Source organism: Fontimonas sp. SYSU GA230001 (assembly GCF_040066175.1).
Taxonomy (GTDB): Bacteria; Pseudomonadota; Gammaproteobacteria; order Nevskiales; family Nevskiaceae; genus Solimonas.
In genome coordinates, this window is the sequence record NZ_JBEAAM010000008.1 from 1 (window position 1) to 25,659 (window position 25,659).

At 70.5% G+C, this 25,659-nt stretch carries 22 protein-coding genes; 10 read left to right on the forward strand and 12 right to left on the reverse strand.

What is annotated here, in order from left to right:
• Positions 1-192 precede the first annotated feature (192 nt).
• The 4 genes from rsmA to lptD all read right to left on the reverse strand — a co-directional run bounded on the left by rsmA (position 193) and on the right by lptD (position 5,485).
• A complete protein-coding gene (gene rsmA / locus AAG565_RS04715) occupies positions 193-972 on the reverse strand; it encodes a 16S rRNA (adenine(1518)-N(6)/adenine(1519)-N(6))-dimethyltransferase RsmA (RefSeq protein ID WP_348818403.1) in 780 nt (259 codons plus the stop codon).
• The gene (pdxA, locus tag AAG565_RS04720) at positions 969-1,967 is read right to left on the reverse strand and encodes a 4-hydroxythreonine-4-phosphate dehydrogenase PdxA (RefSeq protein WP_348818404.1); all 999 of its coding nucleotides are present in this window, start codon (positions 1,965-1,967) and stop codon (positions 969-971) included. Before pdxA ends, rsmA begins: the two co-directional genes overlap by 4 nt.
• Entirely contained in the window at positions 1,964-3,289 is a 1,326-nt protein-coding gene (locus tag AAG565_RS04725) for a peptidylprolyl isomerase (protein ID WP_348818405.1), read from the reverse strand. The genes pdxA and AAG565_RS04725 overlap by 4 nt, the downstream gene beginning before the upstream one ends.
• A 66-nt stretch (positions 3,290-3,355) precedes the next feature.
• Positions 3,356-5,485 carry an LPS assembly protein LptD gene (gene lptD / locus AAG565_RS04730; protein WP_348818406.1) on the reverse strand — a complete coding sequence of 710 codons (2,130 nt, stop codon included), beginning with the start codon at positions 5,483-5,485 and terminating at the stop codon, positions 3,356-3,358.
• Positions 5,486-5,513: 28 nt separating this feature from the next.
• On the opposite strand from lptD, the gene AAG565_RS04735 reads away from it, so the two are divergent.
• Both AAG565_RS04735 and murU read left to right on the forward strand, forming a co-directional pair.
• Positions 5,514-6,572: a phosphotransferase gene (locus tag AAG565_RS04735; RefSeq protein WP_348818407.1), complete on the forward strand. Its 1,059-nt coding sequence runs from the start codon at positions 5,514-5,516 to the stop codon at positions 6,570-6,572.
• On the forward strand, positions 6,569-7,252 hold the full coding sequence (murU, locus tag AAG565_RS04740; RefSeq protein ID WP_348818408.1) for an N-acetylmuramate alpha-1-phosphate uridylyltransferase MurU: 684 nt from the start codon (positions 6,569-6,571) through the stop codon (positions 7,250-7,252). The genes AAG565_RS04735 and murU overlap by 4 nt, the downstream gene beginning before the upstream one ends.
• 45 nt (positions 7,253-7,297) lie before the next feature.
• Here murU and ruvX read toward each other — a convergent pair whose 3' ends face one another.
• Genes ruvX through gshA form a run of 7 tightly spaced genes read right to left on the reverse strand, consistent with a single transcriptional unit; the run spans position 7,298 to position 12,648 of the window.
• On the reverse strand, positions 7,298-7,711 hold the full coding sequence (ruvX, locus tag AAG565_RS04745) for a Holliday junction resolvase RuvX (protein ID WP_348818409.1): 414 nt from the start codon (positions 7,709-7,711) through the stop codon (positions 7,298-7,300).
• A gap of 18 nt (positions 7,712-7,729) precedes the next feature.
• Complete coding sequence (locus tag AAG565_RS04750; RefSeq protein ID WP_348818410.1) at positions 7,730-8,293, reverse strand: YqgE/AlgH family protein; 564 nt, start codon at positions 8,291-8,293, stop codon at positions 7,730-7,732.
• Between the two features lie 30 nt (positions 8,294-8,323).
• Positions 8,324-8,893 carry a Gx transporter family protein gene (locus tag AAG565_RS04755; protein ID WP_348818411.1) on the reverse strand — a complete coding sequence of 190 codons (570 nt, stop codon included), beginning with the start codon at positions 8,891-8,893 and terminating at the stop codon, positions 8,324-8,326.
• Complete coding sequence (locus AAG565_RS04760) at positions 8,893-9,255, reverse strand: NusG domain II-containing protein (RefSeq protein WP_348818412.1); 363 nt, start codon at positions 9,253-9,255, stop codon at positions 8,893-8,895. The genes AAG565_RS04755 and AAG565_RS04760 overlap by 1 nt, the downstream gene beginning before the upstream one ends.
• Positions 9,252-10,352: an FAD:protein FMN transferase gene (locus AAG565_RS04765; protein WP_348818413.1), complete on the reverse strand. Its 1,101-nt coding sequence runs from the start codon at positions 10,350-10,352 to the stop codon at positions 9,252-9,254. The genes AAG565_RS04760 and AAG565_RS04765 overlap by 4 nt, the downstream gene beginning before the upstream one ends.
• A 6-nt stretch (positions 10,353-10,358) precedes the next feature.
• Positions 10,359-11,324, reverse strand: coding sequence for a glutathione synthase (gene gshB, locus AAG565_RS04770; RefSeq protein ID WP_348818414.1), 966 nt, complete (start codon positions 11,322-11,324; stop codon positions 10,359-10,361).
• Between the two features lie 13 nt (positions 11,325-11,337).
• A complete protein-coding gene (gshA, locus tag AAG565_RS04775) occupies positions 11,338-12,648 on the reverse strand; it encodes a glutamate--cysteine ligase (RefSeq protein ID WP_348818415.1) in 1,311 nt (436 codons plus the stop codon).
• 213 nt (positions 12,649-12,861) lie between these two features.
• On the opposite strand from gshA, the gene AAG565_RS04780 reads away from it, so the two are divergent.
• From AAG565_RS04780 to AAG565_RS04815, 8 genes are all read left to right on the forward strand, one after another.
• Positions 12,862-13,215 carry a response regulator gene (locus tag AAG565_RS04780; RefSeq protein WP_348818561.1) on the forward strand — a complete coding sequence of 118 codons (354 nt, stop codon included), beginning with the start codon at positions 12,862-12,864 and terminating at the stop codon, positions 13,213-13,215.
• Between the two features lie 45 nt (positions 13,216-13,260).
• Positions 13,261-13,788: a chemotaxis protein CheW gene (locus tag AAG565_RS04785; protein ID WP_348818562.1), complete on the forward strand. Its 528-nt coding sequence runs from the start codon at positions 13,261-13,263 to the stop codon at positions 13,786-13,788.
• Entirely contained in the window at positions 13,785-19,811 is a 6,027-nt protein-coding gene (locus AAG565_RS04790; protein ID WP_348818416.1) for an Hpt domain-containing protein, read from the forward strand. Before AAG565_RS04785 ends, AAG565_RS04790 begins: the two co-directional genes overlap by 4 nt.
• Positions 19,808-20,275 carry a chemotaxis protein CheW gene (locus AAG565_RS04795; RefSeq protein WP_348818417.1) on the forward strand — a complete coding sequence of 156 codons (468 nt, stop codon included), beginning with the start codon at positions 19,808-19,810 and terminating at the stop codon, positions 20,273-20,275. Before AAG565_RS04790 ends, AAG565_RS04795 begins: the two co-directional genes overlap by 4 nt.
• 14 nt (positions 20,276-20,289) lie before the next feature.
• Positions 20,290-21,228 carry a cation diffusion facilitator family transporter gene (locus AAG565_RS04800; RefSeq protein WP_348818418.1) on the forward strand — a complete coding sequence of 313 codons (939 nt, stop codon included), beginning with the start codon at positions 20,290-20,292 and terminating at the stop codon, positions 21,226-21,228.
• A gap of 30 nt (positions 21,229-21,258) precedes the next feature.
• A complete protein-coding gene (locus AAG565_RS04805; RefSeq protein ID WP_348818419.1) occupies positions 21,259-21,765 on the forward strand; it encodes a DUF1993 domain-containing protein in 507 nt (168 codons plus the stop codon).
• Between the two features lie 31 nt (positions 21,766-21,796).
• A complete protein-coding gene (locus AAG565_RS04810; RefSeq protein ID WP_348818420.1) occupies positions 21,797-22,738 on the forward strand; it encodes a LuxR C-terminal-related transcriptional regulator in 942 nt (313 codons plus the stop codon).
• A gap of 64 nt (positions 22,739-22,802) precedes the next feature.
• A complete protein-coding gene (locus AAG565_RS04815) occupies positions 22,803-23,762 on the forward strand; it encodes an MBL fold metallo-hydrolase (protein WP_348818421.1) in 960 nt (319 codons plus the stop codon).
• Here AAG565_RS04815 and AAG565_RS04820 read toward each other — a convergent pair.
• Positions 23,759-25,603 carry a CocE/NonD family hydrolase gene (locus tag AAG565_RS04820; RefSeq protein ID WP_348818422.1) on the reverse strand — a complete coding sequence of 615 codons (1,845 nt, stop codon included), beginning with the start codon at positions 25,601-25,603 and terminating at the stop codon, positions 23,759-23,761. The two genes, AAG565_RS04815 and AAG565_RS04820, sit on opposite strands and share 4 nt — an antisense overlap.
• Positions 25,604-25,659: the final 56 nt, after the last annotated feature.

Below are 25,659 nucleotides of genomic sequence, written 5' to 3' on the forward strand. Positions count from 1 at the left end.
CAGTTGTTCCTTTCCATCAGCAAAGCCCAGCGTCCCGCCGCCTGACAGCCCCTCACTCAGATCCGCCCTTCAGGCTCATCTCTGGATTGGAAAGGACTGTCCACCGACGGCGGTGTTCCTGGCCCGCGCGAGTGTTCCGCCGCCGCCGCGAGCGGGGCCACGGTGTGTCCGGCGCGGCTGTCTTGCCGGTGTTCAGCGCAGCTGCGCGGCGAGGCGGGCGAAGTCGCGGGCGTGCAGGGTCTCGGCGCGCGCGCGCGGATCGACGCCGGCGGCAGCGATCTGCGCGCTGTCGAGCAGGCCCTTGAGCGTGTTGGCGAGCGTCTTGCGGCGCTGGCCGAAGGCGCGCGTGACGACACGGTCGAACGCGTCCAGGTCGCGGATCTCGAAGTCCGGCGCGCGCGGCACCAGGCGCACGACGGCGGAATCGACCTTGGGCGCCGGACGGAAGGCGCCGGGGCCGACGTCGAACAGGTGGCTGACCGCGCAGCGCGCGGCCAGTGCCACCGACAGGCGCCCGTAGGCTGGATCACCGGGACCGGCACACATGCGATCGACGACCTCTTTCTGCAGCATGAAGTGCATGTCGGCGATCGCGTCGGCCTGTTCGAGCAGGTGGAACAGCAGCGGCGTGGAAATGTTGTAAGGCAGGTTGCCGGCAAGACGGATGTGCCCGCCGGCGGGTTGCAGCGCGCGGTAGTCGAGGCGCAGCGCGTCGGCCTCGATCACCTTCAGGCCGGGACGACCGCCGCAGCGCTCGCGCAGCAGCGGAATCACGTCGCGGTCGATCTCGACCACGGTGAGCCGGCCGGTGCGTTCGAGCAGCGGAACCGTCAGCGCTCCGAGGCCCGGACCGATCTCGACCAGCGTGTCGCCCGGCTGCGGGTCGATCGCGCGCAGGATGCGTTCGATGACGTAGGGATCGTGCAGGAAGTTCTGGCCGAAGCGGCGCTTGGCGGCGTGCGGCGCGGTCATGCCTGCGCCTTCGTGGTTGCCAGCTCCAGCGCGAGAGCGATTGCCGCTTGCAGGCTGCCGGCTTCGGCGCGTCCGCTGCCGGCGAGATCGAGCGCGGTGCCGTGATCGACCGAGGTGCGGATGATCGGCAGGCCCAGCGTGACGTTGACCGCCTGACCGAAGCCGGCGTACTTGAGCACCGGCAGGCCCTGATCGTGATACATCGCCAGTACTGCGTCGGTGCCCCTAAGATGGCGCGGCGTGAACAGCGTGTCGGCCGGCAAGGGGCCTTCGACGCGGTGTCCCGCGGCGCTCAGCTCGCGGATCACCGGCGCGATGATGTCGGCGTCTTCCCGGCCCAGATGGCCGGATTCGCCGGCATGCGGATTGAGCCCGCAGACCCGCACGCACGGCGTGTCGATGCCGAAGCTGCGGCGCAGATCGGTGAGCAGGACCTGCAGCACCTGCCGCAGCAGCGAGGGCGTGATCGCATCGGCGACCGCGCGCAGCGGCAGGTGGGTCGTCGCCAGCGCGACGCGCAATCCGCCGGCGACCAGCATCATCACCGGCTGCACGCCGCCGCAGCGCGCGGCCAGGTATTCCGTATGCCCGCTGAAGGCGATGCCGGCATCGTTGATCGTGCTCTTCTGCACCGGGCCGGTGACCAGCGCGTCGGCGGCGCCGTCCAGGCACAGCTGCGCGGCGCGGTCGAGCGTCTGCAGCACCGAGGTCGCGTTCGCCGGATCGGGCCGGCCCGGCTCGGCGCTGCGCGACAGCGCGACCGGCAGCACCGCCAGCTCGCCGGCGGCCTGCGCCACCGGCGCCGTCGCCAGGTCGGCGTCGCGCAGCTTGAGGCTCAGGCCGAGCGCGCGTGCACGTTCCCGCAGCAGCTGCGGGTCGCAGACGGCGATGCGCTGCGCCGCAGACGGCGCCTGCGCGACCGCGCAGACGAGGTCAGGGCCGATGCCGGCCGGTTCGCCGGGGGTGATGAGGATGCGCGGGACCCGGGGTCTCACGATTTCTGTGCGGCGTCGGCATCCGTCTTGTTGCGGTACTCGACGTAGGCCTCGTTGCGCAGCCGGCGCAGCCAGATGTCGTACTCCTCGGCCGACTTGCGGTTGCCGATCGCGGCGCGGGCGCGGGCCCGACGCGTCTCGTCGGTGGTGTCGCGCGTGCGGCGCTCGATTACGCCGGCGATGTGCCAGCCGAACTGGGTCCGGAACGGCGGCGACAGCTCGCCGGGCTGGAGCTGGTCGATGCGGATCTGGAACTCGGGCGCGAACACGCCCGGTGCCTGGAAGCCGAGATCGCCGCCGTTGTTCTTCGAGCCCGGATCGTCCGAGTATTCCTTCGCCAGCTTGGCGAAGTCCTCGCCCTTCTGCAGGCGGTCGTACAGGTCGCGCGCGAGCAGCCGCGCCTGGTCGTCGCTGCGCACCGCGTTGGTCTGCAGCAGGATGTGGCGCGCGTGGGTCTCGTTGACGGTCTTGCGCTCGGTGCCGCCACGCTGGCTGACGAGCTTGATGATGTGGAAGCCGCCCGAGGTCTCGATCAGGTCGCTGATCTGGCCCGGTGCGAGCTTCGCGGCCGTCTGTGCGAACAGCTGCGGCAGGTCGCCGGCACGGCGCCAGTCGAGGTCGCCGCCCTGCAGGGCTTGCTGGCCGTCGGAGTGCGCGATCGCCACCTGGGCGAAATCCTCGCCGCCGCGCACGCGCTTGAGCAGGTCTTCGGCGCGCCGGCGCGCCGCATCGCGCGCTTCCGAGTTCGCGCCCTCCGGCACCGCGACCAGGATGTGCGACAGCCGGTACTCGGCATCGGCCTCCGCACCCTGGGCGGCCAGGAACATGTCCACGTCCTGGTCGGTGACGCTGACGCGGCTGTCCACTTCGCGCGCGCGCAGGCGCTGGATGATGACCTCCTCGCGGATCTGCTCGCGCACCGCGAGGTAGTCCAGGCCGTCCTTGCGCACGGCGTCGGCGAACTCGGCGAGATTCATGCCGTTCTGGCGCGCGATGCTGGTCAGCACGTCGTTGAGGTCGCGGTCGTCCACACGGATGCCGGCCGCCTGCGCGCGCTGCGTCTGCACGCGCATCAGGATCAGGCGCTCCATCACCTGGGCACGCAGCACGGCTTCGTCCGGCTGCGCGATGCCGCGCTCGCGGATCTGGCGACGGGCATCGTCCATCGCGCGGTCGAGATCGCTCTGCAGGATCACGCCGTCGTTGACGACGACCAGGATGCGGTCCAGGGGCTGACCGGCGTGGACGCCCGTCAGGGTGCCGGCGACAGCCAGCAGCGCGGCCGCGAGCGGACCGAGGATGGAGGAGAAGGGCAGCTTCATGAGGGCAGGAGGGCGTGCTGAAAGGTGGATTATCGCGTATTGGCCGGGCGCCGGCCGGGTCCGGGCCTATTCGACCATGCTGGCCGGGAACAGGTTCGTCATCGCCGTGCCGATGCGGGCGAGACCCTTGAGCTCCAGCTGCAGGTAGATGCCGGAATTGAAGCGCCCCTGGGTGTCGGCGACATAGCGCCGGTACGAGGTGCGCAGCGCCCAGCAGCAGGTCTCGTACTGGACGCTGGCCAGCGTGTCCAGCGAGCTCTGGTCGCGGATCGAGTAGCGCCAGCGCCCGATCAGGCTGAAGCCGGCGGCCAGCGGCGTCGAGACGATCAGATCGGTCTGTTCGAGCAGGTCCTGGCGGTAGCGATAGGCGAGCTCCGCCATGCGTCCGTCGCGGCTGTAACGCAGGCCAGTGCCGGTCCGCGTGAACTCGGCGTTCTCCGGCGACCACTGCGTGTCGAGCCGCAGGCTCCAGTTCTCGAACAGGTAGTAGTCGAGGCTGCCGATGAAGTCGGTGGCGCCGCGGTCCGGCGCCGGCTCGCCCGGCAGGCGCACGCGTGGCGCCTGGAAGCGGAACAGCTGGCCGATGCTGGCGCGTGCCCGCACGCTGCCGGAGTCCGCGTCGAGCTGGCGGCCGGTCAGCGCGACCGCGAACTGGTTGGCGTCGGAAATGCGGTCCTTGCCGGAAAAACGGTTGTGCGCGAACAGCTGCGTGAAGTCGAAGTCGGGTTCACCGCTGTCGAACACCGGCAGCGCGTCCTGGTTTTCATAAGGCACGTAGAGATAGTGCAGCTGCGGCTCCAGCGTCTGCGGCGCGCCGGATGCGGTGATGCGCTCGAAGCGCAGCCCGGACTCGGCGCTGAACGCGGGCAGGGCGCGGTCCAGGCGCGACGGCTGTGTCGCGCCGGTGTCGCTGAGCACGTAGCCGGTGTAGCGGAAGTCCAGTTGCGAGTTGGCGAACCAGGAGACGCGGTCTTTCTCCATGCGCAGGAAGGGATGCAGATCGATGCGCTGACCCTGCACCGAACCGCTGCGCACGAAGTTGACGTACTCGGCGTCGGCCCCCAGCCGCGTGTCCCACACGTCGTTGCGCGTGATCGCGTCGAAGCGGATCTGCGGCATGCGCTGGTAGGGGTCCTCGACGGCGGCCAGATTGCTGGCGATCGTCTGATAGTCCTGGACGAGCATGCGCACGGTGTACTTCGCCGGCACCGCATAGATCAGGCGCGCGCTGCGTTCGAGATGCGTGATCGAGCTCAGGTCCACCGAGCCGCCCAGATCCTCGAAGTAGGCGCGGTCGCTGACTTCGGCGTAGCGGACGTCCAGTCCCAGGCGCGGGGACAGTACGCCGCGATGCTGGAAGCTCGTGTAGCTGCGCGGCTGCCCGGTCACCTGGTCGCTCGGCAGGTACTCGTAGCGCAGGTCGCCCTCGGCGCGCGGCAGCAAGTAGCGGCCGGCCGTGTCGAGCTGCCAGCCGCGCCGGGTCATGTAGCGCGGGGTGAGCGTCGCGTCGTAGTTGGGCGCCAGATTGAGGTAGAGCGGCACACGCACGTCGAATCCGGTCTTGTCCGATTCGCCGGCGGTGGGGAACAGCAGCCCGGTGCGGCGGCGGTCGTCGATCGGAAACTGGAACCAGGGTGCGTACAGGATCGGCACGCCGAAGAAACGCAGCCGCGCATTGCGCGCGGTGCCGAGTCCTTCGTCGTGGTCGAGTTCGATGGAGCCGGCTTCCAGGTACCAGGCGTCCGAGTCGGGCGCGCAGGTGGTGAAGCGCACGCCGTTCAGCTGCGCGCGGCCATCGCGGGCCAGGGCGACGAGGTCGGAGCGCCCGCGCGCCGAGCGCTGCGGCAGGATGAACTCGTTGCCTTCGAAGCGGCCGGTTTCGTCGTCGAGATCGAAGTGCGCGGACTGCGAGCGGATCAGCAGGTCGCGGTTGCGGAAGGTCGATTCGGCCTGCACATCGACGGTCCGGGTCTGCTCGTCGAAGCTCAGCTGCTCGGCGCTGAACAGCTTGTCGCCGAAGCGCAGCCGCACCGCCCCCTTGAGCCGCGACAGGCCTTCGGCGCTGAGATCGACGTCGTCGGCGTCGAGGATCAGGCGCGGATCGCCGGCGTCGCCCAGTTCCGGCAGCGGCTCGGTGAGCTGGACGCAGGCCGCACCGGCCGCACCCGGCCGCAACACGCACGGAACGGCGGCCAACAGCCAGAGAAGGGATCGGAAGGTGCGCATGAGCCGGGCATTGTACTGGGGTAAGCTGCGCGCCGATTCCACGATCCGCACCATGTCCACCACCGCCACCGAACTCGATCCGCGCGCCAGGGCCGCGCGCGACTGGGCATCCGCGCAGCTGCGCGGCGACATCGCCGATTTCGCGCCGGCTTCCGCGGACGCGAGTTTCCGCCGTTACTTTCGCGTCACGGGCCACACCGGTGGCAGCTGGATCGTCATGGACGCCCCGCCGGAGCGCGAGAACGTCGTACCGTTCATCGCCGTCGCCCAGCTGTTGCACGAAGCCGGCCTGCACGCGCCGCGCGTGCTCGCCGAGGACCGTGAACGCGGGTACCTGCTCCTGACCGATCTCGGCCGGCAGACCTTCCTGCAGGTTCTCGACGAAGGCAATGCCGATCGGCTCATGCAGGACGCGATCACCGCGCTGCTGCGCTGGCAGCAGGCGAGCCGCCCCGGCGTGCTGCCGCCCTATGACGCCGACTTGCTGCAGCGCGAGCTGGATCTGTTCCCGGACTGGTACGTCGCGCGGCACCTGCGACGCGCGCTGACCCCGGCGCAGCGCGAGGCGCTGTCCGCGGTCAACCGCCGGCTGATCGCGTCGGCGCTGGCGCAGCCACGGGTGTACGTGCACCGCGACTACATGCCGCGCAACCTGATGGTGTCGGCACCCAACCCGGGCATCCTCGATTTCCAGGACGCGGTCGAAGGCCCGATCAGCTACGACCTGGTTTCGCTGCTGCGCGACGCCTTCCGGTCGTGGCCCGCCGCGCGGGTCGAGACCTGGATGCGCAGCTATTGGATGCAGGCACGCCAGGCCGGCCTGCCGGTGGACGCGGACTTCGACGCGTTCCGACGCGCCTGTGACTGGATGGGGCTGCAGCGGCATCTCAAGGTGATCGGCATCTTCGCGCGCATCCACTACCGCGACGGCAAGCCGCACTACCTCGCCGACGTGCCACGCTTCATCGGCTATGTGCGCCAGATCGCCGAGCGCTATGCCGAGCTGGCCGCGCTGCTGTGGCTGTTCGACGAGCTGGATCTGCAGGCCGGCCAATGAGCGTCGCGGCCTTCATCCTCGCCGCCGGTCGCGGTGAGCGCATGCGGCCCCTGACCGATCACACGCCCAAGCCGCTGGTCGAGATCGGCGGCCGGCCGCTGATCGAGCATCACCTGCTGCGCCTGAAGGACGCGGGCGTCGCGCGGGTCGTGGTCAACCTCGGCTGGCTCGGCGCGCAGATCCGCGAGGCGCTCGGCGACGGTGCGCGCTACGGCCTGGCGATCGACTATTCGGACGAGGGCTGGCCGGCGCTGGAGACCGGCGGCGGCATCCACCGCGCGCTGCCGCGGCTCGGGCCGGCGCCGTTCGTCGTCGTCAACGCCGACGTGTACTGCGACTACCCGATGGCGCGACTCGTCGAGCGTGCGCGGTGCCTCGCCGCAGCGGACCAAGCGCATCTGGTGCTCGTGGCCAATCCCGCGCATCACCCGCAGGGCGATTTCGCCTGCGTCGCGGGCCGTGCCCGGAGCGCCGGGGAGCGCCTGACCTACAGCGGCCTGGCAGTGCTGCGACCGGAGCTGTTCGACGGCTGCGCGCCCGGCGCCTTTCCGCTGGCGCCGCTGCTGCGTCGCGCGATCGACGCCGGCCGCGTCGGCGCCGAACGCTACGCGGGACTGTGGTCGGATGTCGGCACGGCCGAGCGGCGCGCGGCATTGGAGGCGCAGTTGCGGTCGGCCTGACACCGCGGCGTCGCACGGGCGGCGAGCAACGGGCGTCCCCTGCGTTCAGACGTTCTGCTCCAGCCACTGCTGCAGGATCACCCGCGCCGCCTGCGCGTCACGATCGCCCTTGCGCACGCGCCGCGTCATCCGCCCGCTGGCGCGCGCATCGCGCAGCAGGTCGTCCGCGGCGCGCGAGCTGTAGCGTTCGTCGGCGAGATGGACCGGGAGCCGGGTACGCGCGCCGAGCTGCGTGGCGAAGGCGCGCGCGGCCGCGGTGGTGCGCTGCTCGGAGCCGTCCTCGTGCAGCGGCAGGCCGACGATCAGCGCGCTGGGCCTCCACTCGGACACCAGCTTGTCCAGCGACGGCCAGTCGTTGCCAGCGACTGCAGCGAGCGCACGCGCGCTGCGCGTGAGGTCGTCGCCGACCGCGACGCCGATGCGCTTTTCACCGTAGTCGAAAGCCAGGAACAGCGGCACGCGTCGCCGTGCCGTCGATCAGGCGTGTCCGGCGTTGCCGGCGAGCTGCGTGACATCGACGCCGAGCAGCTTCGTGGCCGCCTGCCAGCGCTGCTGGATCGGCGTGCGGAACAGGATCTGCTCGTCGAGCGGCGCGTTGAGCCAGGCGTTGTGCAGGATCTCGTTTTCGAGCTGACCCGCGCCCCAGCCGGCGTAGCCGAGTACGACGACGTAGTCGCTGGGGCCCTCGCCCTTGCCGATGGCGCGCAGGATGTCGCGCGAGGTGGTGATGTACAGACCCGCGCCCAGTGACATGCACGATTCCCAGCCGCCCGGATCGCGGTGGATCACGAAGCCGCGCTCGGGTTGCACCGGACCGCCCCAGTACACAAGGGCGTCACGATCGACCTGGTCGTGGTCCAGTTCCATCTGTTCCATCATCTCGGTCAGCTTGAGTTCGGTGGGGCGGTTGATGACCAGGCCGATCGCACCGTCGTCGCTGTGCTCGCACAGCAGCGAGACCGTGTGGCTGAAGTTCTCGTCCTCGAGGCTGGGCATCGCGACGAGGAACTGATTCTTGAGGAAGGCGCCGGTTTCGCTCATGACGCCAGTATCCGCCGCCGGACCCCGGAGTCAAGGCGCGCGCGCGGTGGGCGGCCGAACGGTATCGTCGGAAGGGACCGGGGGCAGGTGCCGCAGGATCGCCTGCGCGGCGCCGCCAGTCGCCAGACCGAACAGCAGTGCGGCGGTCAGCAGCGGCGGCAGCAGGCGCAGCAGGCCGGGATGCGGCACGAATACGCCGTAAGCCACGGCGAACTGACCGGCCATGTGCGCCAGCGCGGACAGCACCGACAGTCCCAAGGGTGACAGGCGCAGGGCCGGGACCGTTCGACTCCAGGCCGTTCCGAGCGCCAATGCGGCCAGGCTTGCGCCGGCGCCGCACAGCGACAGCCAGAATCCCGGTGCGAGGAAGCTGCCGACCAACAGGCTGCCGACCAGCACGCGCAGCAGCGCGACCCACAAGGCCAGGCGCAGCGAGTACCGCACCAGCACGATCAGCGTGACGACGTTGGCCAGGCCCGGCTTCACGCCGGGGACCGGCGAGGGAAATCCGGCCTCGATCACGTGGATGACGATCGCCAGCGCGGCGAAACCGGCGACCAGCCGGTCCTCGCGGTCTGCGGTCGGCGGCGCGGCGGCCATCAGAAGCTGACCGCATCGACGCCGCTGCCGGCATCGCCCGCGAGCGTGATGCTGACCCGGTTGGGCAGGCAGGCGGCTGCTTCGCCGCCGTGGCTGAGCCAGCCGCTGTGCACGCACACCTTGTTGCGGCAAGGACTCGCGGCGAAGCGCACCCGGCCGTTCTCGACCTTCAACTTGGACAGACCGAGTGCGCCATCGATCATCAGTTCGCGGTCGATGGCGAGCGGATAGCGGCCGACGACCTGCCCGGCGACGCGGACTTCGAAACGCGTCGCCGTGACCGGCGGCTTCCAGTGGCGCGCGTACGACACGCCGACCAGCATCGCCGCGAGTCCAATCGCCAGGACGTCGCCGCGGGTCACGGCACGGTCTGCGGCATGCTGTCGTCGGCGAAGCGGATGCGCCGGGCCAGCGCCGCGGTCACCACGATGCGGCCGTCCGCCTCGACGACGAAAGCCTGGTCGATGCCCAGCGCGCGCGCGGTCTCGCGCCAGGCCAGCGGACCGGCGACGAACAGCGCGGTGCTGGCCGCGTCGGCGAGTGCGCCGTCCGCTGCGACCACGGTGACCGCCTGCAGCCCGGTGGCCGGGTAACCGCTGTGCGGGTCGAGCAGGTGGTGGTAGCGACGGCCCTCGAACTCGAAATAGCGTTCGTAGTCGCCGCTGGTGACCACCGCCTCGTCGCCGGACGTCTCCAGCGAGGCGAGCACGCGATGCTGCGCGTCGACGCGCGGATGGCGCACGCCGATGCGCCACGGCCGGTCGCCGCGCCGCCCGGCGACGCGCAGATTGCCGCCGAGGTTGACGATCGCATGCGCGAAGCCGGCGCTGCGCAGCCGTTCGATCGCCAGATCGGTGGCATCGCCCTTGGCGATCGCGCCGAAGTCGAGCCAGACCGCGCGGGCCGGGCCGTAGCTGTGCGCGGCCGCGTCCAGCGGCGGCGCGGCCTGCAGTGCGTGGACGGCTGCGGCGACGGCGTCGGCGGTCGGTGGTTCGCTGCGGAACCGCGTCTCGTCGTGGAAACCCCACAGTTCGACCAGGCGGCCGATGCGCACGTCGAAGCGCCCGCCGCTGGCTGCGGACAGCGCCGCGGCGCGGCTGAACAGCGGCTGCAGCGCCGGTGGAATCGTCACGGTCTCGCCGCGGGCGAGCGCCTGGTTGAGCTGGCCCAGCGCACCGGTGCCCCAGGCGCTCCAGCGCGCCTCGTAGGCACGCAGGAAATCCTCCAGATCGCGCAGCGCCGCTTCGCCGGCATCGCGCGGCTGGCCCGGATCGAGATACAGCGACGCGGAGATGATCGTGCCCATCGCCAGGAACTCGCGCTCGACCAGCCGCGGATCGGTTCCGGGCGGCTGCCGCAGCGCCAGCCAGGCAAACAGCGCCGCGAGCCCGAGGCCCACCAGCAGCCGGCGCAGGAACATCGTCGAGAACGGCAGTCTCGAAATCGGCGAAACGTCCATGTAGCGCTAGGCAGAGCGCGCTCGCGCGGCGAGACGCCTCTCGATGGCCGCGATGACCTCGCCGCCGATGTCCAGGCCGCAGGCGGCGTCGAGCTCGCGTGCGCAGGTCGGCGAAGTGACATTGATCTCGGTGAGGGAGTCGCCGATCACGTCGAGGCCCACGAACAGCAGGCCCATCTCGCGCAGTTTCGGCCCGACCTGCGCGGCGATCCAGCGGTCGCGCGCGGACAGCGGGCGCGGTTCGCCGCGGCCGCCGGCGGCGAGATTGCCGCGCGTTTCGCCGGGCTGCGGGATGCGCGCCAGTGCGTAGGGCACCGGTTCGCCATCGACCACCAGGATGCGCTTGTCGCCGTGGACGATCTCGGGGATGTAGCGCTGCGCCATGATGTGACGGCGACCGTTGTCGGTCAGCGTCTCGATGATGGCGCCCAGGTTCAGGCCGTCGCGGCCGATGCGGAAGATGCCGGCACCGCCCATGCCGTCGAGCGGCTTGCAGATGATGTCGCCATGCTCGGCGTGGAAGGCGCGCAGCGTCGCGGCGTCGCGCGCGATCACGGTCGGTGCGCAGCACTGCGCGAACCAGCTGATGAACACCTTTTCGTTGGCATCGCGCAGCGAACGCGGGCGGTTGACGACCAGCGCGCCGTCCTGCTCGGCGCGTTCGAGGACGTAAGTCGCGGCGACGAACTCCAGATCGAACGGCGGGTCCTTGCGCATCAGGATCGCGTCGAAGGTGCCGAGGCGTCGCTCGGTTGCTTCGCCCAAGTCGAACCAGTGCTTGGTGTCGTCGAACACCTCGACCGGGCGGGCCCGGCACATCGCCGCGCCGTCGCGGATCCACAGGTCCGCCATCTCCAGGTAATGCAGCCTCCAGCCCCGCTTCTGCGCCGCCAGCATCAGCGCGAGCGTGGTGTCCTTGTAGGGTTTGATGGTGGAGATGGGATCCATCACCACCGCCAGAGTACGGTTCATCGCTCGACGACGCTCAGGCGGCCGCCGGCTTGGCCAGCTGCACGGTCGCCTCGATCTCGCGCGCCGCGGCCAGCGCGGCCAGTCGCGCGACGACGCCATAGGCGTAGAAGCGGTTCGGACGCTCGTCCGGACCGCAGGCTGGATCGGGATGGCTGCAGCACTCGTCAAACGCGAGCGGCTCGAAGCGCATGCCGGGCGCGTTCAGGTTTTCCTGGTTGCCACGCTGCGAGTTGAGGCGGTAGAAACCGCCGACGACGAACTGGTCGATCATGTACACCACCGGCTCGGCGGTGGCGCCTTCGGCGCCCATCTTCTCGAAGGTGTAGACACCCTCCTGGATGATCGCGCCGGTGACCTCGCGTCCTTCCTTGGCGCTGGACATGTGCGTGCGTGCCTTGCGGTTCATGTTGCGGATGTCCTCGACGCTGCGCGCGGTCATCACGCCCATGCCGTAGGTGCCGGCCTCGGACTTGACGATGACGAAAGGCTCGTCCTGGATGCCGTACTCCTTGTACTTGGCGGCGATGTCCTCGAGCAGCAGGGCGACGTTGGCCTCCAGGCACTCCTGGCCCTCGCGCTTCTGGAAGTTGATCTGGCCGCAGTTGCGGAACAGCGGGTCGATCAGCCACGGGTCCAGGTCGATCAGCGCACCGAGCTCCTTGGCGACCTCGCGGTAGAAGCCGAAATGATTGGATTTCTGCCGCGCATGCCAGCCCAGATCGAGCGGCGGGATCACGTCCTGGTCGAGGTTGCGCAGGATCTCCGGCACACCGGCGGACAGGTCGTTGTTGAGCAGCACCGCGCAGGGATGGAAGTCGCCGACGTGCAGGCGGTCGCCGCTGCGCTGCAGCGGCTCGAGGCGCAGCGTGCGCCCGGAGACTTCCAGTGTCAGGTCGGTCGGCTCGTGCAGGTCGGGGATCAGCGAGCCGACACGCACGTGGAACCCGGCCTTGGTGATCAGATCGACCAGCGTGCCGACGTTCTCCAGGTAGAACTTGTTGCGCGTGTGGTTCTCAGGGATCAGCAGCACGCGCCGTGCGGTCGGGCAGACGCGCTGGATCGCGGTCTGCAGCGCCTGCACGCACAGCGGCTCGAATGCCGTGTTGAGGTTGTTGAAGCCGCCGGGAAACAGGTTGGTATCGACCGGCGCCAGCTTGAAGCCGGCATTGCGCAGATCGACCGAGCTGTAGAACGGCGGTGGCGTCTTCAGCCACTGCTCGCGGAACCAGGCTTCGATGTCGGCGGAGCGCTGCAGCAGCTTCGACTCCAGCGCCAGCAGCGGACCGGTCTGTGCAGTCGTCAGGTGGGGAACGGGGCTCAGCATGTCGGGGCTCGCGGTGGTTCGCGCACGGAGAGGCGGCAGCGTTCGCCTACGCCGGGCGCCTGGACGCGCATGGTAGCGCATGGGCGTGCATCGGCGTGCGCGGGGAGGCGCGCCACGCTGTTAAGCAGACCGGCGACTGTGCTAAAACAACTCGATCGACGCAGCTGCACCTTCCAGGGGAATTGAGTGGCGAAAGAGTCGGCCGTGAAGGTCATGGTCATCGATGACAGCCAAACCATCCGGCGCACCGCCGAGACGCTGCTCGCGCGCGAGGGCTATCAGGTCATCACCGCGCAGGACGGGTTCGAGGCCCTGGCCAAGATCGCCGATCACGCTCCGGACCTGATCTTCATCGACATCATGATGCCGCGCCTGGATGGCTATCAGGCCTGTGCGCTGATCAAGGGCAACCCGCGCTTCGCGCGCACGCCGGTGATCATGCTGTCGTCCAAGGACGGATTGTTCGACCGCGCACGCGGCCGCATCGTGGGTTCGGACGAGTATCTGACCAAGCCATTCACCAAGGACGAACTGCTGGGGGCGGTTCGGGCCCACATCAAGAAGTAGCGCGCGAGCGCAACGGGGGGAGGTATGGCGGGCGACTTGAGGGCAATGCGGGGCGATCCGTTCGGGTTGTTGCTCGAACTCGAAAGCCTGCTGCGCGCGGCGCGCATGGATGCCGCTGCCGGCGAGGCGCAGACCTGGACCGGCCTCGGATTCCGGATCGGTCCGACCTGGCTGGTCGCACCGCGCGACGACGTCCGCGAAGTGCTGCCGCCACCCTCGACGACCCGCGTGCCCAACGCCAGGCCCTGGTTGCGCGGCATGGCCAACGTGCGCGGCGAACTGCTGGCGATCGTCGATCTGGCCGGCGTGCTCGGCCTGGCCGCGTCCGAGCATCATCGTCTGCAGCGCATTCTCGTCGTCAATTCCAAGGAAGTGCCGGTCGGCCTGCTGGTGGACGAGGTCGCCGGCTACCGGCAGTTCACGCCCGGCGAGCAGCGCATCGAACTGGCCGCGCAGTCGCAGCCGTACACGCCGTACCTGCTCGGTGCCTTCGTCCACGAGGGACAGCCGTGGCTCGCGTTCTCCCTGCACAAGCTCGTGCAGGGTGAGGCTTTCCGGTCCGCTGCGCTATGAACGCGCGCCAGCGGCCGCAACTGATCGCCGGCATCCACTGGGTGCGCGGCGAGATCGAACAGAGCATCGCGCGCGCGCGCGGCCTGATCGACCATTACGCCGAGAGCGGCGGTGACCCGCTGCAACTGCAGCAGGCGTACAACGAACTCGATCAGGTGCGCGGCACCGCCGCGATGATCCAGTGCTACGGCATGGCCGCGGTGGCCGGCGAGATGGCGGCCGGCCTGCAGGATCTGGCGCAGCACCGGATCAGCGATCCCGAACCCCTGTACTCGGCGCTGCTCGGCGGCACGATCCAGCTGTCCGACTACCTGCAGGCACTCGCGGACGGCACGCCCGACAGCGCGCTGGTCATGCAGCCCGCCATCAACGAGCTGCGTCTGGCTCGTGGCCAGCCGGTGTTCACCGAAAGCGATCTGTTCGTCGCGCAGATGCAGGCTCTGGGACTGGAGCTGGCGCCGCCGAGCGGTGGTGCGGCGCAGCCCGGTGCGGCGCAGCGCGAGGCGGCGCGCCTGCTGCCGGTGTTCCAGGCCGCGCTGCTGACCTGGGTGCGCAGCGGGGCCGATGCGCAGACCGGCGCGGCGCGCGCCGGCAAGGTATCCGAACTGATCGCCCAGGCGGCGGTCCGCACGCCGGTGCACCAGCTCTGGCGGGTCGCCGCTGCCTGCATCGAGGCGCATCTGGCGCGCGGCATCGGCAACGTGCTCGAACTCAAGCGCCTGTTCGGCCGCCTCGTGCCGCAGCTCAAGGTGCTCGCCGCGGATGGCGAGGACGCTGCGGCCGCGGAAGTCGGCGAGCTGTCGCTGCAGTTGCTGTTCCTGCTCGGACGCGCGACGGCCGGCGGGCCACGGGTGCAGGCGGTGCGTCAGGCTTTCGACCTCGACGCCCATCTGCCGGACGCCGCGGCGCTCGACCAGCTGCGCCGGCGCATCCATGGACCGAGCACTTCGCTGCTGTCCAAGGTGGCCGAGGAGATCCGCGCGGACTTCGCGCGCGTCAAGGATCAGATCGACCTGATCGTGCGCGCCGGCGGCGCCGGTGACGTCAGCGCGACGGTCGAGGGACTCAACCGCATCGGTCCGACGCTGGGCGCGCTGGGGCTGGTGCGCCTGCAGCAGGTCGTCGCCGGCCAGGTGCGCCTGCTCGGCAAGGCCGGCTCCGGCGCCGATCCGTCGGTGTGGATGGAGCTGGCCACGTCCATCCTGCGTGTCGAGAACGACCTCGAAGAGGCCTTGTTCCGGCAGATGCAGCGGCGCGAGGAGGGCGGCGACGAGGTGACCGTCGGCGTGCCGGCGTCGCGCGACCTGGCCGAGGGCCAGGAGGCGCTGTACCGCGAGTCGCTGGTCAATCTCGCCCGCATCAAGTCGGCCGCCGATGCCTGGTTCAAGGGCGGCACCGGCGCGGAAGTGCCGGAGATGGTGCGGCTGTTCGGGGAGATCGCGGCGGGCTTCGACGTGCTGGAGCAGCCGCGGGCCGCGGAGCTCTGCCGCCGTGCGCGCCACTTCGTCGGCGCCGCGGAGTTCGAACGCCTGCGTGGGGACATCGGCCGTTCCGAGCGCTTTGCCGACGCGGTGGCGGCGATCGAGTACTACGTCGAAGCCAAGCGTGCCCAGCTGCCGACCGCCGACGCGATACTCGACGACCTCGAGCGCGCGCTCGACACGCTCGATGCGGCGGTCGCCGAGGCCGTCGCGCCGGGCGTCGAGGTCATCGAGCCGGCACCGCTCGCCGAGGCCCTGCCGACCGAAGCGCCCCGCGCCGAGCCGGCGGGGGGCGTCACGCCCGCCGCGGCGGCGGGCGAGGCCTTCGACGCCGGCGAGGATCCGGAGATCCGCGAGATCTTCCTCGAAGAAGCCGCCGAGGTCCTGCAGACGCTACAGGGATCGTTCGCCGCGTGGAGCCGCGATCCACAGGACCGCGAGGCGCTGACCACCCTGCGCCGCGCCTTCCATACGCTCAAGGGCAGCGGCCGCACCGTCGGCGCGGCCGACATCGGTGGGTTCGGCTGGGCGCTGGAGAACATGCTCAACCGCTGCCTCGATGGATCGATCGCCATCAGTCCGGGCGTGGTCGAGACCGTCGGCCGTGCGCTGGCGGTGCTGCCGGGACTGATCGAGGCGTTCCGGGCGCGCCGCGGCGCGCCGGACGACGTGGCCTCGGTCACCGCCGCCGCCGCGGAGTACGCCGCCGGGCGCACGCCGGGCGCTGTAGCCGAGCCAGACATGCTGTCGATCTTCCGCGAGGACGCGATCGAGCGGCTCTCCCATGTCGATGCCTGGGTCGATGCCAGGGCCGGGGAGGGCGAGATCCCCGTCGAACGCGACATCGTGCGCGCCTTCCACACCGTCAAGGGCGCGGCGCGCGCCATCGAGGCCCAGGCGATCGGCGATGTCGCCGGAGCCATCGAGGCTTACCTGGACGCCGCCGCCGATGCGCGCGTCCTGCTGGGGCCGGAGGCGCGCGGTGCGCTGCGCGAAGCCGCGGCCGTGCTGCGCGGCTGGGTCGGCGAGCTCGGTACACCGGCGGCGGCGACGCAGGACCCGGCGCCGTGGCTCGAGCGCATCCACAAGCTGCGCAGCGAGGTGCCGGAGGAGGCTTTGCGCTCCAGCGCCGACCGGCAGCTCGCGGAGATCTTCGCCGGCGAGGCATTCGACCTGGTATCGAAGATCGAGGAGCAGGTGCGCGGCTGGACACAGGCGCCGGACAACATCCGCGCCGCGCAGGAACTCAGGACCTTGAGCCACACGCTGCTCGGTGCTGCGCAGATGTCGGCGTGCACGGCGATCGCCGACGTGGCGCGTGCGCTGCACCGTGCCTTCAGCGGCGCGGCGGCGGCCACGATCGTGCCCGACCCCGAGGCGATCGCGACGCTGCTCGCCGTCTGCGAGGGTCTGTTCCAGTACCTCGATCGCTACCGCGAGGGGCGCCTGGGCAGCGACGATGCCGGTTGGGCGGCGCGCGTGGACGCACTGGGGTGGGCTGGCGAGCTGCCGGCGCCGGCCGAACCCGCAGCGGTGGCCCCGGCCGCCGGGGTCGCCGCGGCGCCCGCTGCCGTCGATGAGGCGGGCGCCGCGGGGGAAGAAGCCGAGGAAGTCCTCGAGATGCCGCCGGTGGAGCCGGTGCCGGAAAGCGCTGAGCCCGACCCCGAACTGCTCGCGATCTTCCAGGCCGAGGCCGAGGAGCTGCTCGAAGGGCTAGATCAGAGCGTCTCCGCGCTGGAGCGCGATCCGCGCAACCTGACACCGCTGGGCGAGATCAAGCGGCTGCTGCACACCTTCAAGGGCAGCGCGCGCGTCTCCGGCCTGGGTACCCTCGGCGACGTGGCGCATCGGCTGGAGTCGCTGTTCGAACGACTCGAACTGGGCGAGGTCAGGGCGGGCACGAACTTCTTCGCGCGGGTCCAGAACGCGCTGGATGGTCTGAATCTGGCGCTCGACGACATCCGTCGCGGTGTCGTCCCGGAACCGGTGCAACTGCTCGACGAACTGGCGCAGCCCCTGGTGTCCGATGCGGCGCCTGCGCCTGCGCCAGCGCCGATGCCGGCCGCAGCGCCGGTTCCGCCGACCGCCCCGGCGGCACGGGCCGCCGCGGCGGTTCCCGCGCAGGTCTTGCCGGACGACTTCGACGTCGAGCTCGCGCAGACCTTCACCGCCGAGGCGGAGGAGCTCATGGAGATCCTCGAGGAGGCGCTGCCGCGCTGGCAGGCGCTGCCCGGGGACTACTCGCCGGCCCGCGACATGCTGCGGGCCCTGCACACCTACAAGGGCGGCGCGCGCATGGCCGGCCTGATGGGGCTGGGCGAGGCGGCGCACGAACTCGAGTCCTTGATCGAGGGTCTGGAGTACGCCGGCGAGCTGGACGCCGGCGCGCTCAAGGTCGTGGCCGGCGCGGTGTCCGAGCTGCGCCGCATGACCGACCGCCTGCAGCGCGGCGAGTACGCCGCGCTGATCGCCCTCGGCGGTGCCGCCGAGGAGACCGCTGAAGCCACTGCCGAGGTCGAGTCGGCGCCGGCGCCTACGCCGGCCGCCGCCGAAGCGCCGCTGGAACTCGCCGCCGTGCCTGCCGAGCCTGCGGTGCAGCCCGCCGAAGAGCTGCCCGCCGGCATGTGGCATCCGCTGCTGTTCTGGCGTCCGGGCGAGCAGGCCGACGCGCTGTCGGCACAGCGCCGCGAAACCGCGCGCGTGCCGGTCGAGACGCTGGATCGCCTGCTCAACGAGGCCGGCGAGATCTCCATCTACCGCTCGCGCATGGACGAGCACAACGCCGCGATCCAGTCGCAGCTGGAAGACATGACGCAGGCGATCCACCGCGTGCGCGACCAGCTGCGCCAGCTCGAAATCGAGACCGAGGCGCAGATCGCGGCGCGCGGCTTCGGACGTGCCGAGGGGCCGGACCGCTATGCGGGCGAGTTCGACCCGCTGGAGATGGACCGCTTCACGCGCATGCAGGAGCTGTCGCGCGCGCTCAACGAGTCGGTCGGCGACCTCGGCGCCGTGCATGCGTCCATCGACCAGTTGGCCAGCGAGACGACCACGATCCTGCTGCAGCAGGGACGCGTGACCACCGAAGTGCAGCAGGGCCTGATGCGCACACTGATGGTGCCGTTCTCGCGCCAGGTCGCGCGCCTGCAGCGCGTGGTCCAGCAGACTGCGCTGGAAAACGGCAAGCGCGTGGAGATCGCCTTCGAGGGTGTCGAGGCCGAGCTGGACCGCAACGTGCTGGAGCGCATGACTGCGCCGCTGGAGCACCTGCTGCGCAATGCGGTGATCCACGGCATCGAGTCGCCGGCGGACCGCGAGCGCGCCGGCAAGGCGGCCACGGGCCGGCTGCGCCTGCATCTGTGGCGCGAGGGCAGCCAGCTGTTCATCGAGCTGGCGGACGATGGTCGCGGACTCGACCTGCAGGCGATCCGCGAGACCGCGATCCGCCGCGGCCTGATGCCGCACGACGCCGTGGTCAGCGACGACGAGGCGGCGCAGTTCATCTTCATGCCGGGCTTTTCGACCGCCAAGCAGCTGACCCAGGACGCCGGCCGCGGGGTCGGCATGGACGTGGTCGCCGCCGAGGTCAAGCAGCTCGGCGGCAGTCTCGAACTGGCGTCGGAAACCGGCAAGGGCGCACGCTTCAAGGTCCGCCTGCCGCTGACACTGGCGATGGCGCAGTCGCTGCTGGTCGGCGTCGGCCACGAGCTGTATGCCGCACCGCTGTCCAGCATCGAGGGCATCGCGCGCATTCCCCGCGAGGAGCTCGACGGCCTGCTGTCCGAGACCGGCCCGGAGTTCGCCTACGGCGGCCAGCACTACCGCGTGCGCCATCTGGCCGATCTGGTCGGCCTGCCACGCGAGATTCCGGAGGATCTGCGCACCGTGCACGCGGTCCTGGTGCGCATGCCGGAGGGCATCGGCGGCGACGAACGCCGCGTTGCCGTGGTCGTCGATCACCTCGTCGGCAGCCGTCAGGTCGTCTCCAAGGCGGTCGGTCCGCAGATCAGCGCGATCCCCGGCATCAGCGGTGCGACCATCCTCGCGGACGGCCGCGTCGTGCTGATCCTCGACATCAGCGAGCTGGTGCAGGACCGCACGCGCCGGGTGCTGCGCACGCAGGCGGCCGTCGAGCATGGCGAGCGGCTGCCGGAGGCAGAGGCGCGGCGCCAGCTGATCATGGTCGTGGACGACTCGATCACCATCCGCCGCGTCACCGAACGCCTGCTGGCCCGGCATGGCTTCGAGGTCATCACCGCCAAGGATGGTCTCGACGCGATGGCGCAGCTGCAGACGGAGCGTCCGGACGCAATCCTGCTCGACATCGAGATGCCGCGCGCGGACGGCTTCGAGGTCGCGGCGTTCGTGCGCAACAGCGCGCCGATCGCACGCACGCCGATCCTGATGATCACCTCGCGGTCCGGCGAGAAGCACCGCGAGCGTGCCCAGGCGATCGGCGTCGATCGCTACCTGATCAAGCCTTACCAGGAAGATCAGCTGCTCGATGAACTGCACGGTGTCCTCAAGGAGCGCAGCGCGTGAACCGCGACCAGATCTACGCGGTGCTGATGGCACTCAACGACGACTCGATGCTGCTGCCCAACGCCGCCGTCGCCGAAGTCCTGTCGCGCGACGCCTTGCGCGTCGGCGGCGGCGGGCCGCCGTGGCTGCTCGGCCACTGCGAATGGAACAATCGGCGCGTGCCGGTGATCCGCTTCGAGCTGCTCAACGGTGGCGGTGGCAGCGGCGGTGACCCGCGGCGCGAGCGCGTCGTCGTTCTCAATTCCGTCGGCCGCCATCTGCCGTCCGGCAACCTGGCGATCCTGACCCAGGGCTATCCGCACCTGGTGACGCTCAACCGCGCGGCCCTGCACCCGGTCGAGCTGGACAGCGTGGACCGCGACGACCTCGTGCTGTCGCGCGTGCGCATCGCCAGCCAGGTCGCGCTGATCCCGGACCTGGTGACGGTCGAGGCCGAGATCGCACGGGCGCAGGTCGCCGCCTGATTCCCGCCACCCCCATGCCCGACACCCAGCAGTCCAGCGGCCGCGGTGCCGCGTCCTACGCGCGGCTATCGATCGTCGCGGCGATCGTGACGATGGGACTCAAGACCCTGGCCTGGTGGGTGACGGGCTCGGTCGGCCTGCTGTCCGATGCGATGGAGAGTCTGGTCAACCTCAGCGCCGCGCTGGTGGCGTGGTGGATGCTGCGCCTGGCGATCCTGCCGCCGGACGAGCATCACGCCTACGGGCACGGCAAGGCCGAATACTTCGCCAGCGCCTTCGAGGGCATGATGATCGCGGTCGCGGCGGTGTCGATCATCTGGGCGGCATGGCCGCGCCTGCTCGACCCGCGGCCGCTGCAGCAGACCGGGATCGGGCTTGCGGTCTGCGCGCTCGCTGCGGCGATCAACTGGGGCGTGGCGCGGGTCCTGCTCAAGGGCTCGCAGCGCCATCGTTCGCTGGCGCTGAAGGCCGATGCACATCACCTGATGACCGACGTCTGGACCTCCGCCGGCGTGATCGTCGGCGTCGCGCTCGTCGGTGTCAGCGGCTGGCTGATCCTCGATCCGCTGCTGGCGCTCGCCGTGGCGGTGAACATCCTCTGGACCGGCTGGCACCTGCTCAGCGAGTCCACGGCGGGCCTGATGGACGCCGCCTGGCCGGAAGACGAGCGCCGGCAGCTCGACGCGATTCTCGGCGAGTACCGCTCGACCGGCATCGATTTCCACGCCGTGCGCACGCGCCGCGCCGGCCAGCGCCACTTCGTGTCCTTCCACGTGCTCGTTCCGGGCGGCTGGAGCGTGCAGCAGGCCCACGATTTCGTCGAGGGCATCGAAGCCCGCATCGCGTCCGAGCTCGCGCCGGTCAGCGTGCTCACGCACATCGAGCCGATCGAGGACCCGCTGTCGCACGACGACGGCGTCCTCGACCGGGATCCGCCGGCGGACGGCGTATAGTCTGGAACCATCGTTTGCAAGGAGGCTGCCATGGCGCTGTCGATGTACGCCGTCTCGATCCCGGTGGTGGACCGCGCGCTCGCCAATCTCGCGCACGTGCTGGCCAAGGCCGAGGCGCATGCCGAGGCGCGGCGCCTCGATCCGGCGGTGCTGCTCGGTGACCGCCTCTATCCGGACATGCTGCCGCTGATCCGTCAGGTGCAGATCGCGGCCGACATCGCCAAGGGTTGTGCCGCCCGCCTCGCCGGCCGCGAGCCACCGGTTTACGAGGATGCCGAGGCCACCTTCGCCGAACTGCAGTCGCGCATCGCCCGCACGCGTGAGTTCATCGGCAGCGTGCCCGCCGCCGAGATCGACGCATCCGAGTCGCGGTCCGTGACGATCAAGCTGCGCGGCGAGCCGGTCACGTTCCCGGCCTTGACCTATCTGCAGTACTTCGTGCTGCCCAACGTGTTTTTCCACTGCGCGACCGCTTACGCGATCCTGCGCCACAATGGCGTCGAGCTGGGCAAGGCCGACTTCCTCGGCAAGCCATGATCCGCGAGTCCGCGCGAGGACGAGACCGACGATGGGGGACAGTGACTGGGGTGAGACGGAGCGCCTGATCCAGGCGTTCTATGCGGCCGCCTTCGACCGGCCCTGGACGGAGTTCCGGGTCGAGGCCCTGCGGCGCCTGTGCGAGTGGTCGGGCGCCGCGGCGGCCGCCTGGCTGACGCGCGCGGCGGCCGGCCTGCGCGGCGAGTTCGCGACCTGGCCGGCGCAGGCGGCGATCCCGCACGAGGCGGTCGCGCGCCTGAGCTTCGCCTCCGGTGCGCGCGAGCGCGAGTTGCGGCCGCTGCCGGCCGACTGGCGCGGCGTTTCGCCGGCGGCGGGCTGGGCGCTCGCGTTCGACGTGGCGCACCGCGATACCGGCATGCGCAGCGTGGTCTGTCTGGCGTTCCCGCCGCAGCGCCAGCCGGACCGCCCGCTGCTGCGCAGGATCGTCGGGCACCTGGTGCAGGCGGGTACGCTGGCGCTGGCCCAGTTCATCCGTCACGACGACTGGCTGCAGGCGATGGGCCGGGTGTCGCGTGGCGCCGCGGCGTTGGTCGATGCCGCCGGCGGCATCTATCTGGCGAGCGCGCGGTTCCATGAGCTGGTCGCAGGCCAGCACGGCGAGACCGACCGTTCGCGCCTGCCGTTTGCCCTTCCGCGCGCGGCCCTGGAGGAGGAACACGGTTCCTTCGTGGTCGGCGCGCTGCATTTCCGGCTGGCGCGCGAAGGCGGGCTGTACCTGCTGCACGCGCGCCGCCCGCATCCGATCGACGTGCTGTCGCCGCGCGAGCAGCAGATCGCACGCGCGCTGGCGGCGGGCAAGACCTTCAAGAGCGTCGCGCGCGAATGCGACATCGCCATCAGCACGGTCGCCAACCACGCCTCGCGCATCTACAAGAAACTGGGCATCTACCGGCGCGAGGAACTGGTCGGCCTTCTGCGCAAGGCAGCGGCGCCGCGCGCTTCCGCGGCCTGAGACCGGCGGTTCTCGATCGCGGCGCAATCCGCGACAATGGCGTCCCCCAGGACGTCGCACGCACATGAACACCGCGGTTGCCCGACTGCCCCCCGTCATCGACTACGACCACGGCATCAGCTGCATCGACACGCTGCAGGAGCGGCCGGGGCTGGCCTGCTGCTATCTCGTGCGGCGCGCCGACGAGGTGGCGATCATCGAGACCGGCACCGCGCCGGGCGTTCCCGGACTGCTGGCGCTGCTCGACGCGCGCGGCATCGCCCGTGAACGGGTGCGTTACGTGATTCCGACGCACGTGCATCTGGATCATGCCGGCGGCGCCGGTCTGCTGATGCGCGCGCTGCCCGATGCAATGCTGGTCGCGCATCCCCGCGGCGCGCGGCACCTGATCGATCCGTCGAAGCTGATCGCCGGTGCGCAGGCGGTCTATGGCGTCGATGCCGTGGCACGGATGTACGGCGAGATCGCGCCGGTCGTGGAGGCGCGCGTGATCGTCGCCGCCGACGGTCAGCGCGTGCAGCTGGGCGACGGCGAGCTGCAGTTCGTCGATGCGCCGGGGCACGCGCGCCACCATTTCTGCGTGTGGGACGAGGCCAGCCGCGGATTCTTCACCGGCGACACCTTCGGCCTGTCCTACCGGGATTTCGACGGGCCGGGCGGGGCCTTCCTGTTGCCGACGACGACGCCGGTGCAGTTCGAGCCCGACGCCTGGGATGCGACGCTGGACCGGCTGCTGAGCTTCGATCCGCAGCACATGTACCTGACCCACTTCGGCCGTGTCGGCGAGGTGAGGCGCCTGGCCGGTGAGCTGCGCACGGCCATCGGCCGTTACGTGGACCTGGCGCGCCGCTACGCCGACGCGCCCGACCGTCACGCCAAGCTGGTCAATGCGCTCACGGCGGACGCGCTGGCGCAGCTGCAGCGTCTGCAGTGCCCGCTCGGCGAGGCGCGCAGCCGCGCGCTGCTCGCCTTCGACATGGAACTCAACGCGCAGGGCCTCGAAGTCTGGCTGGACAAGGCTTAGACGCCGTCCTGCGCGATCTCCGCAGGAGACAGCAGCGGCAGCTGCACCGTGCCCGACAGGTTCACCGCCGGCACGAACAGGTCACGCGACCAGGTCACCGGGTACTGGGCGTGGAAGCCGTAGATCAGCAGCGCGAGTTCATCGCCTTCGGCGAGCCGCTCGGCGATGCCGTTCATCTCGATCGTATGGCTGCCGAAGCCGCGAACCGGCGTGATCTGGTCGTCGATCACGTCCCAGCGCTCGGTGCCGGCCTTGCGGTGGCCGATCGCCAGATACAGGATCGGGTCGCAGCCCAGCTGCAGCTGCGCCAGCGCGCAGTTGGCCATCTCCAGGCCGCTCAGCCCGCCGATCTCGATGTCGAGCAGCGGCACGCCGGCGAGCACGGCGCCACCGGCCGGTACGGTCAGCAGGGTCTGGTTCGCCAGCAGCTGTTCGCGGAAGCCGTTGCCGAGCGTCGCACCGGCGACGCCGAGCGTGGAGGTGAACTGCGGCGTGCTGGCGTCGATCGTGAACGAGGTGCCGCCGCGCTTGACGCCGTTGACCGCCACGGCATCACCTTCGCCCAGGCTCAGGCAGACGCGCGGGCCTGTCTTGAGCACGGCATCGACGGCGCCGGCCTGATCGCGCAGCTTCTCCTCCAGCCACGCGAAGGTGACTTCGGTCAGGTCGATGCTGCCGCAGGTCTGCGAGCCGCCGGCGTCCTGGAAATTGGGCACGGTGACCGCCGCGAAGAAGGGATCGAGCCCCTGCTCGGCGCCGGGCGCCGAGCTCAGGCTGACCGGCAGGATGTGGCCGGACTGGTGGGTGAGCAGGCGCACGTCACCGCCCAGCGCCTTGAGGCATTCGTAGTTGCCCAGGCCGTCGTTGAAGTTGAACAGCGTGTCGCGGAAGCCCTGGGTCAGCAGCACGTCGGCGGCCGGCGGCCGCGTCGGCGGCACCGTCAGCGCGTCCGGCGTCGCGAACACGAAGGGCTGCGGGCCGGCCGGCTGGCCGTCGCAGAAGTAGGCGACGCTGTGATACTTGAATGCGTTGAAGCCCGCTTCCGGGAACACGTTGGTCAGCGCGCCCTGCACCAGCGTCTCGTAGATCAGCGGGTCCTGGCGCGGGCCGGGACGGTCGAGGTAGTTCAGGATCGGACCCGGATCGGCGCCGGTCAGGATGCCCGGCAGGGCCGTCGGGCTCTCGCCGCCGGCCGACAGCGCCAGCGCATAGCCGGACTTGATGACGTTGTGCGAGTTCAGCGCGTAGGTCAGGTCGTGCGGCGTGATGTCGGGCGAGAGCACGCGCAGGCGGTGCTTGGGATCGGCCGCATACAGCAGGATCTGGTACATGCCGCCGTAGGACCCGCCGTAGGAACCGACGTACATCTCGCCATTGCCGCGCCGGCGCAGGCCTTCGAGGTTCTCCGCCCAGTCGAGGATCGCGATCAGGTCCTGGCCCTCGAATTCCGGATCCATCACGCGCACGGTGCCACCGGACTCGCCGAAGCCGCGCTCGTCGATCGAGATCACGTAGTAGCCGGCGTCGAGCAGGCGCTGCGCGAAGGCGCTCGGTTCAAGCATGCGCGAGCCGCCGTAGCCGTGCCCCTGCAGCACCAGCGGATAGGTCTTGCCGACCTCGAGCTGGGTCGGCTCGAAGACCTGGAACACGATCGTGTCGCCGGTGGCGGCGACGTCGATTTCCTGGCGGTAGCTGGTGCCGGCACGGCTGGCGGCGACCGGCACGCGCGGCGGGGTCTCGCCGCTGGTCGGCGAGTGACCGCCGGAGCTGCCGGAGTTCGATCCGCCACAGGCGGACATCAGCAGGATCAACGCAACCGGCCACAGCTTGGAACGCAACATGGAACCTCATCCTCCGGGGGCGGCACTATGGATGTGCCTTCGGCAATGAATCGGGG

Bases quoted from the DNA above. Each gene is read 5' to 3' on its own strand.
- AAG565_RS04820 (WP_348818422.1), bottom strand. From the start codon at position 25,603: ATGTTGCGTTCCAAGCTGTGGCCGGTTGCGTTGATCCTGCTGATGTCC.
- AAG565_RS04810 (WP_348818420.1), top strand. From the start codon at position 21,797: ATGGGGGACAGTGACTGGGGTGAGACGGAGCGCCTGATCCAGGCGTTC.
- gshB (WP_348818414.1), bottom strand. From the start codon at position 11,324: ATGAACCGTACTCTGGCGGTGGTGATGGATCCCATCTCCACCATCAAA.
- AAG565_RS04790 (WP_348818416.1), top strand. From the start codon at position 13,785: ATGAACGCGCGCCAGCGGCCGCAACTGATCGCCGGCATCCACTGGGTG.
- AAG565_RS04755 (WP_348818411.1), bottom strand. From the start codon at position 8,893: ATGGCCGCCGCGCCGCCGACCGCAGACCGCGAGGACCGGCTGGTCGCC.
- AAG565_RS04765 (WP_348818413.1), bottom strand. From the start codon at position 10,352: ATGGACGTTTCGCCGATTTCGAGACTGCCGTTCTCGACGATGTTCCTG.
- AAG565_RS04750 (WP_348818410.1), bottom strand. From the start codon at position 8,293: ATGAGCGAAACCGGCGCCTTCCTCAAGAATCAGTTCCTCGTCGCGATG.
- AAG565_RS04800 (WP_348818418.1), top strand. From the start codon at position 20,290: ATGCCCGACACCCAGCAGTCCAGCGGCCGCGGTGCCGCGTCCTACGCG.
- AAG565_RS04815 (WP_348818421.1), top strand. From the start codon at position 22,803: ATGAACACCGCGGTTGCCCGACTGCCCCCCGTCATCGACTACGACCAC.
- AAG565_RS04735 (WP_348818407.1), top strand. From the start codon at position 5,514: ATGAGCCGGGCATTGTACTGGGGTAAGCTGCGCGCCGATTCCACGATC.
- AAG565_RS04785 (WP_348818562.1), top strand. From the start codon at position 13,261: ATGCGGGGCGATCCGTTCGGGTTGTTGCTCGAACTCGAAAGCCTGCTG.
- gshA (WP_348818415.1), bottom strand. From the start codon at position 12,648: ATGCTGAGCCCCGTTCCCCACCTGACGACTGCACAGACCGGTCCGCTG.
- AAG565_RS04725 (WP_348818405.1), bottom strand. From the start codon at position 3,289: ATGAAGCTGCCCTTCTCCTCCATCCTCGGTCCGCTCGCGGCCGCGCTG.
- murU (WP_348818408.1), top strand. From the start codon at position 6,569: ATGAGCGTCGCGGCCTTCATCCTCGCCGCCGGTCGCGGTGAGCGCATG.
- AAG565_RS04805 (WP_348818419.1), top strand. From the start codon at position 21,259: ATGGCGCTGTCGATGTACGCCGTCTCGATCCCGGTGGTGGACCGCGCG.
- rsmA (WP_348818403.1), bottom strand. From the start codon at position 972: ATGACCGCGCCGCACGCCGCCAAGCGCCGCTTCGGCCAGAACTTCCTG.
- AAG565_RS04780 (WP_348818561.1), top strand. From the start codon at position 12,862: ATGGTCATCGATGACAGCCAAACCATCCGGCGCACCGCCGAGACGCTG.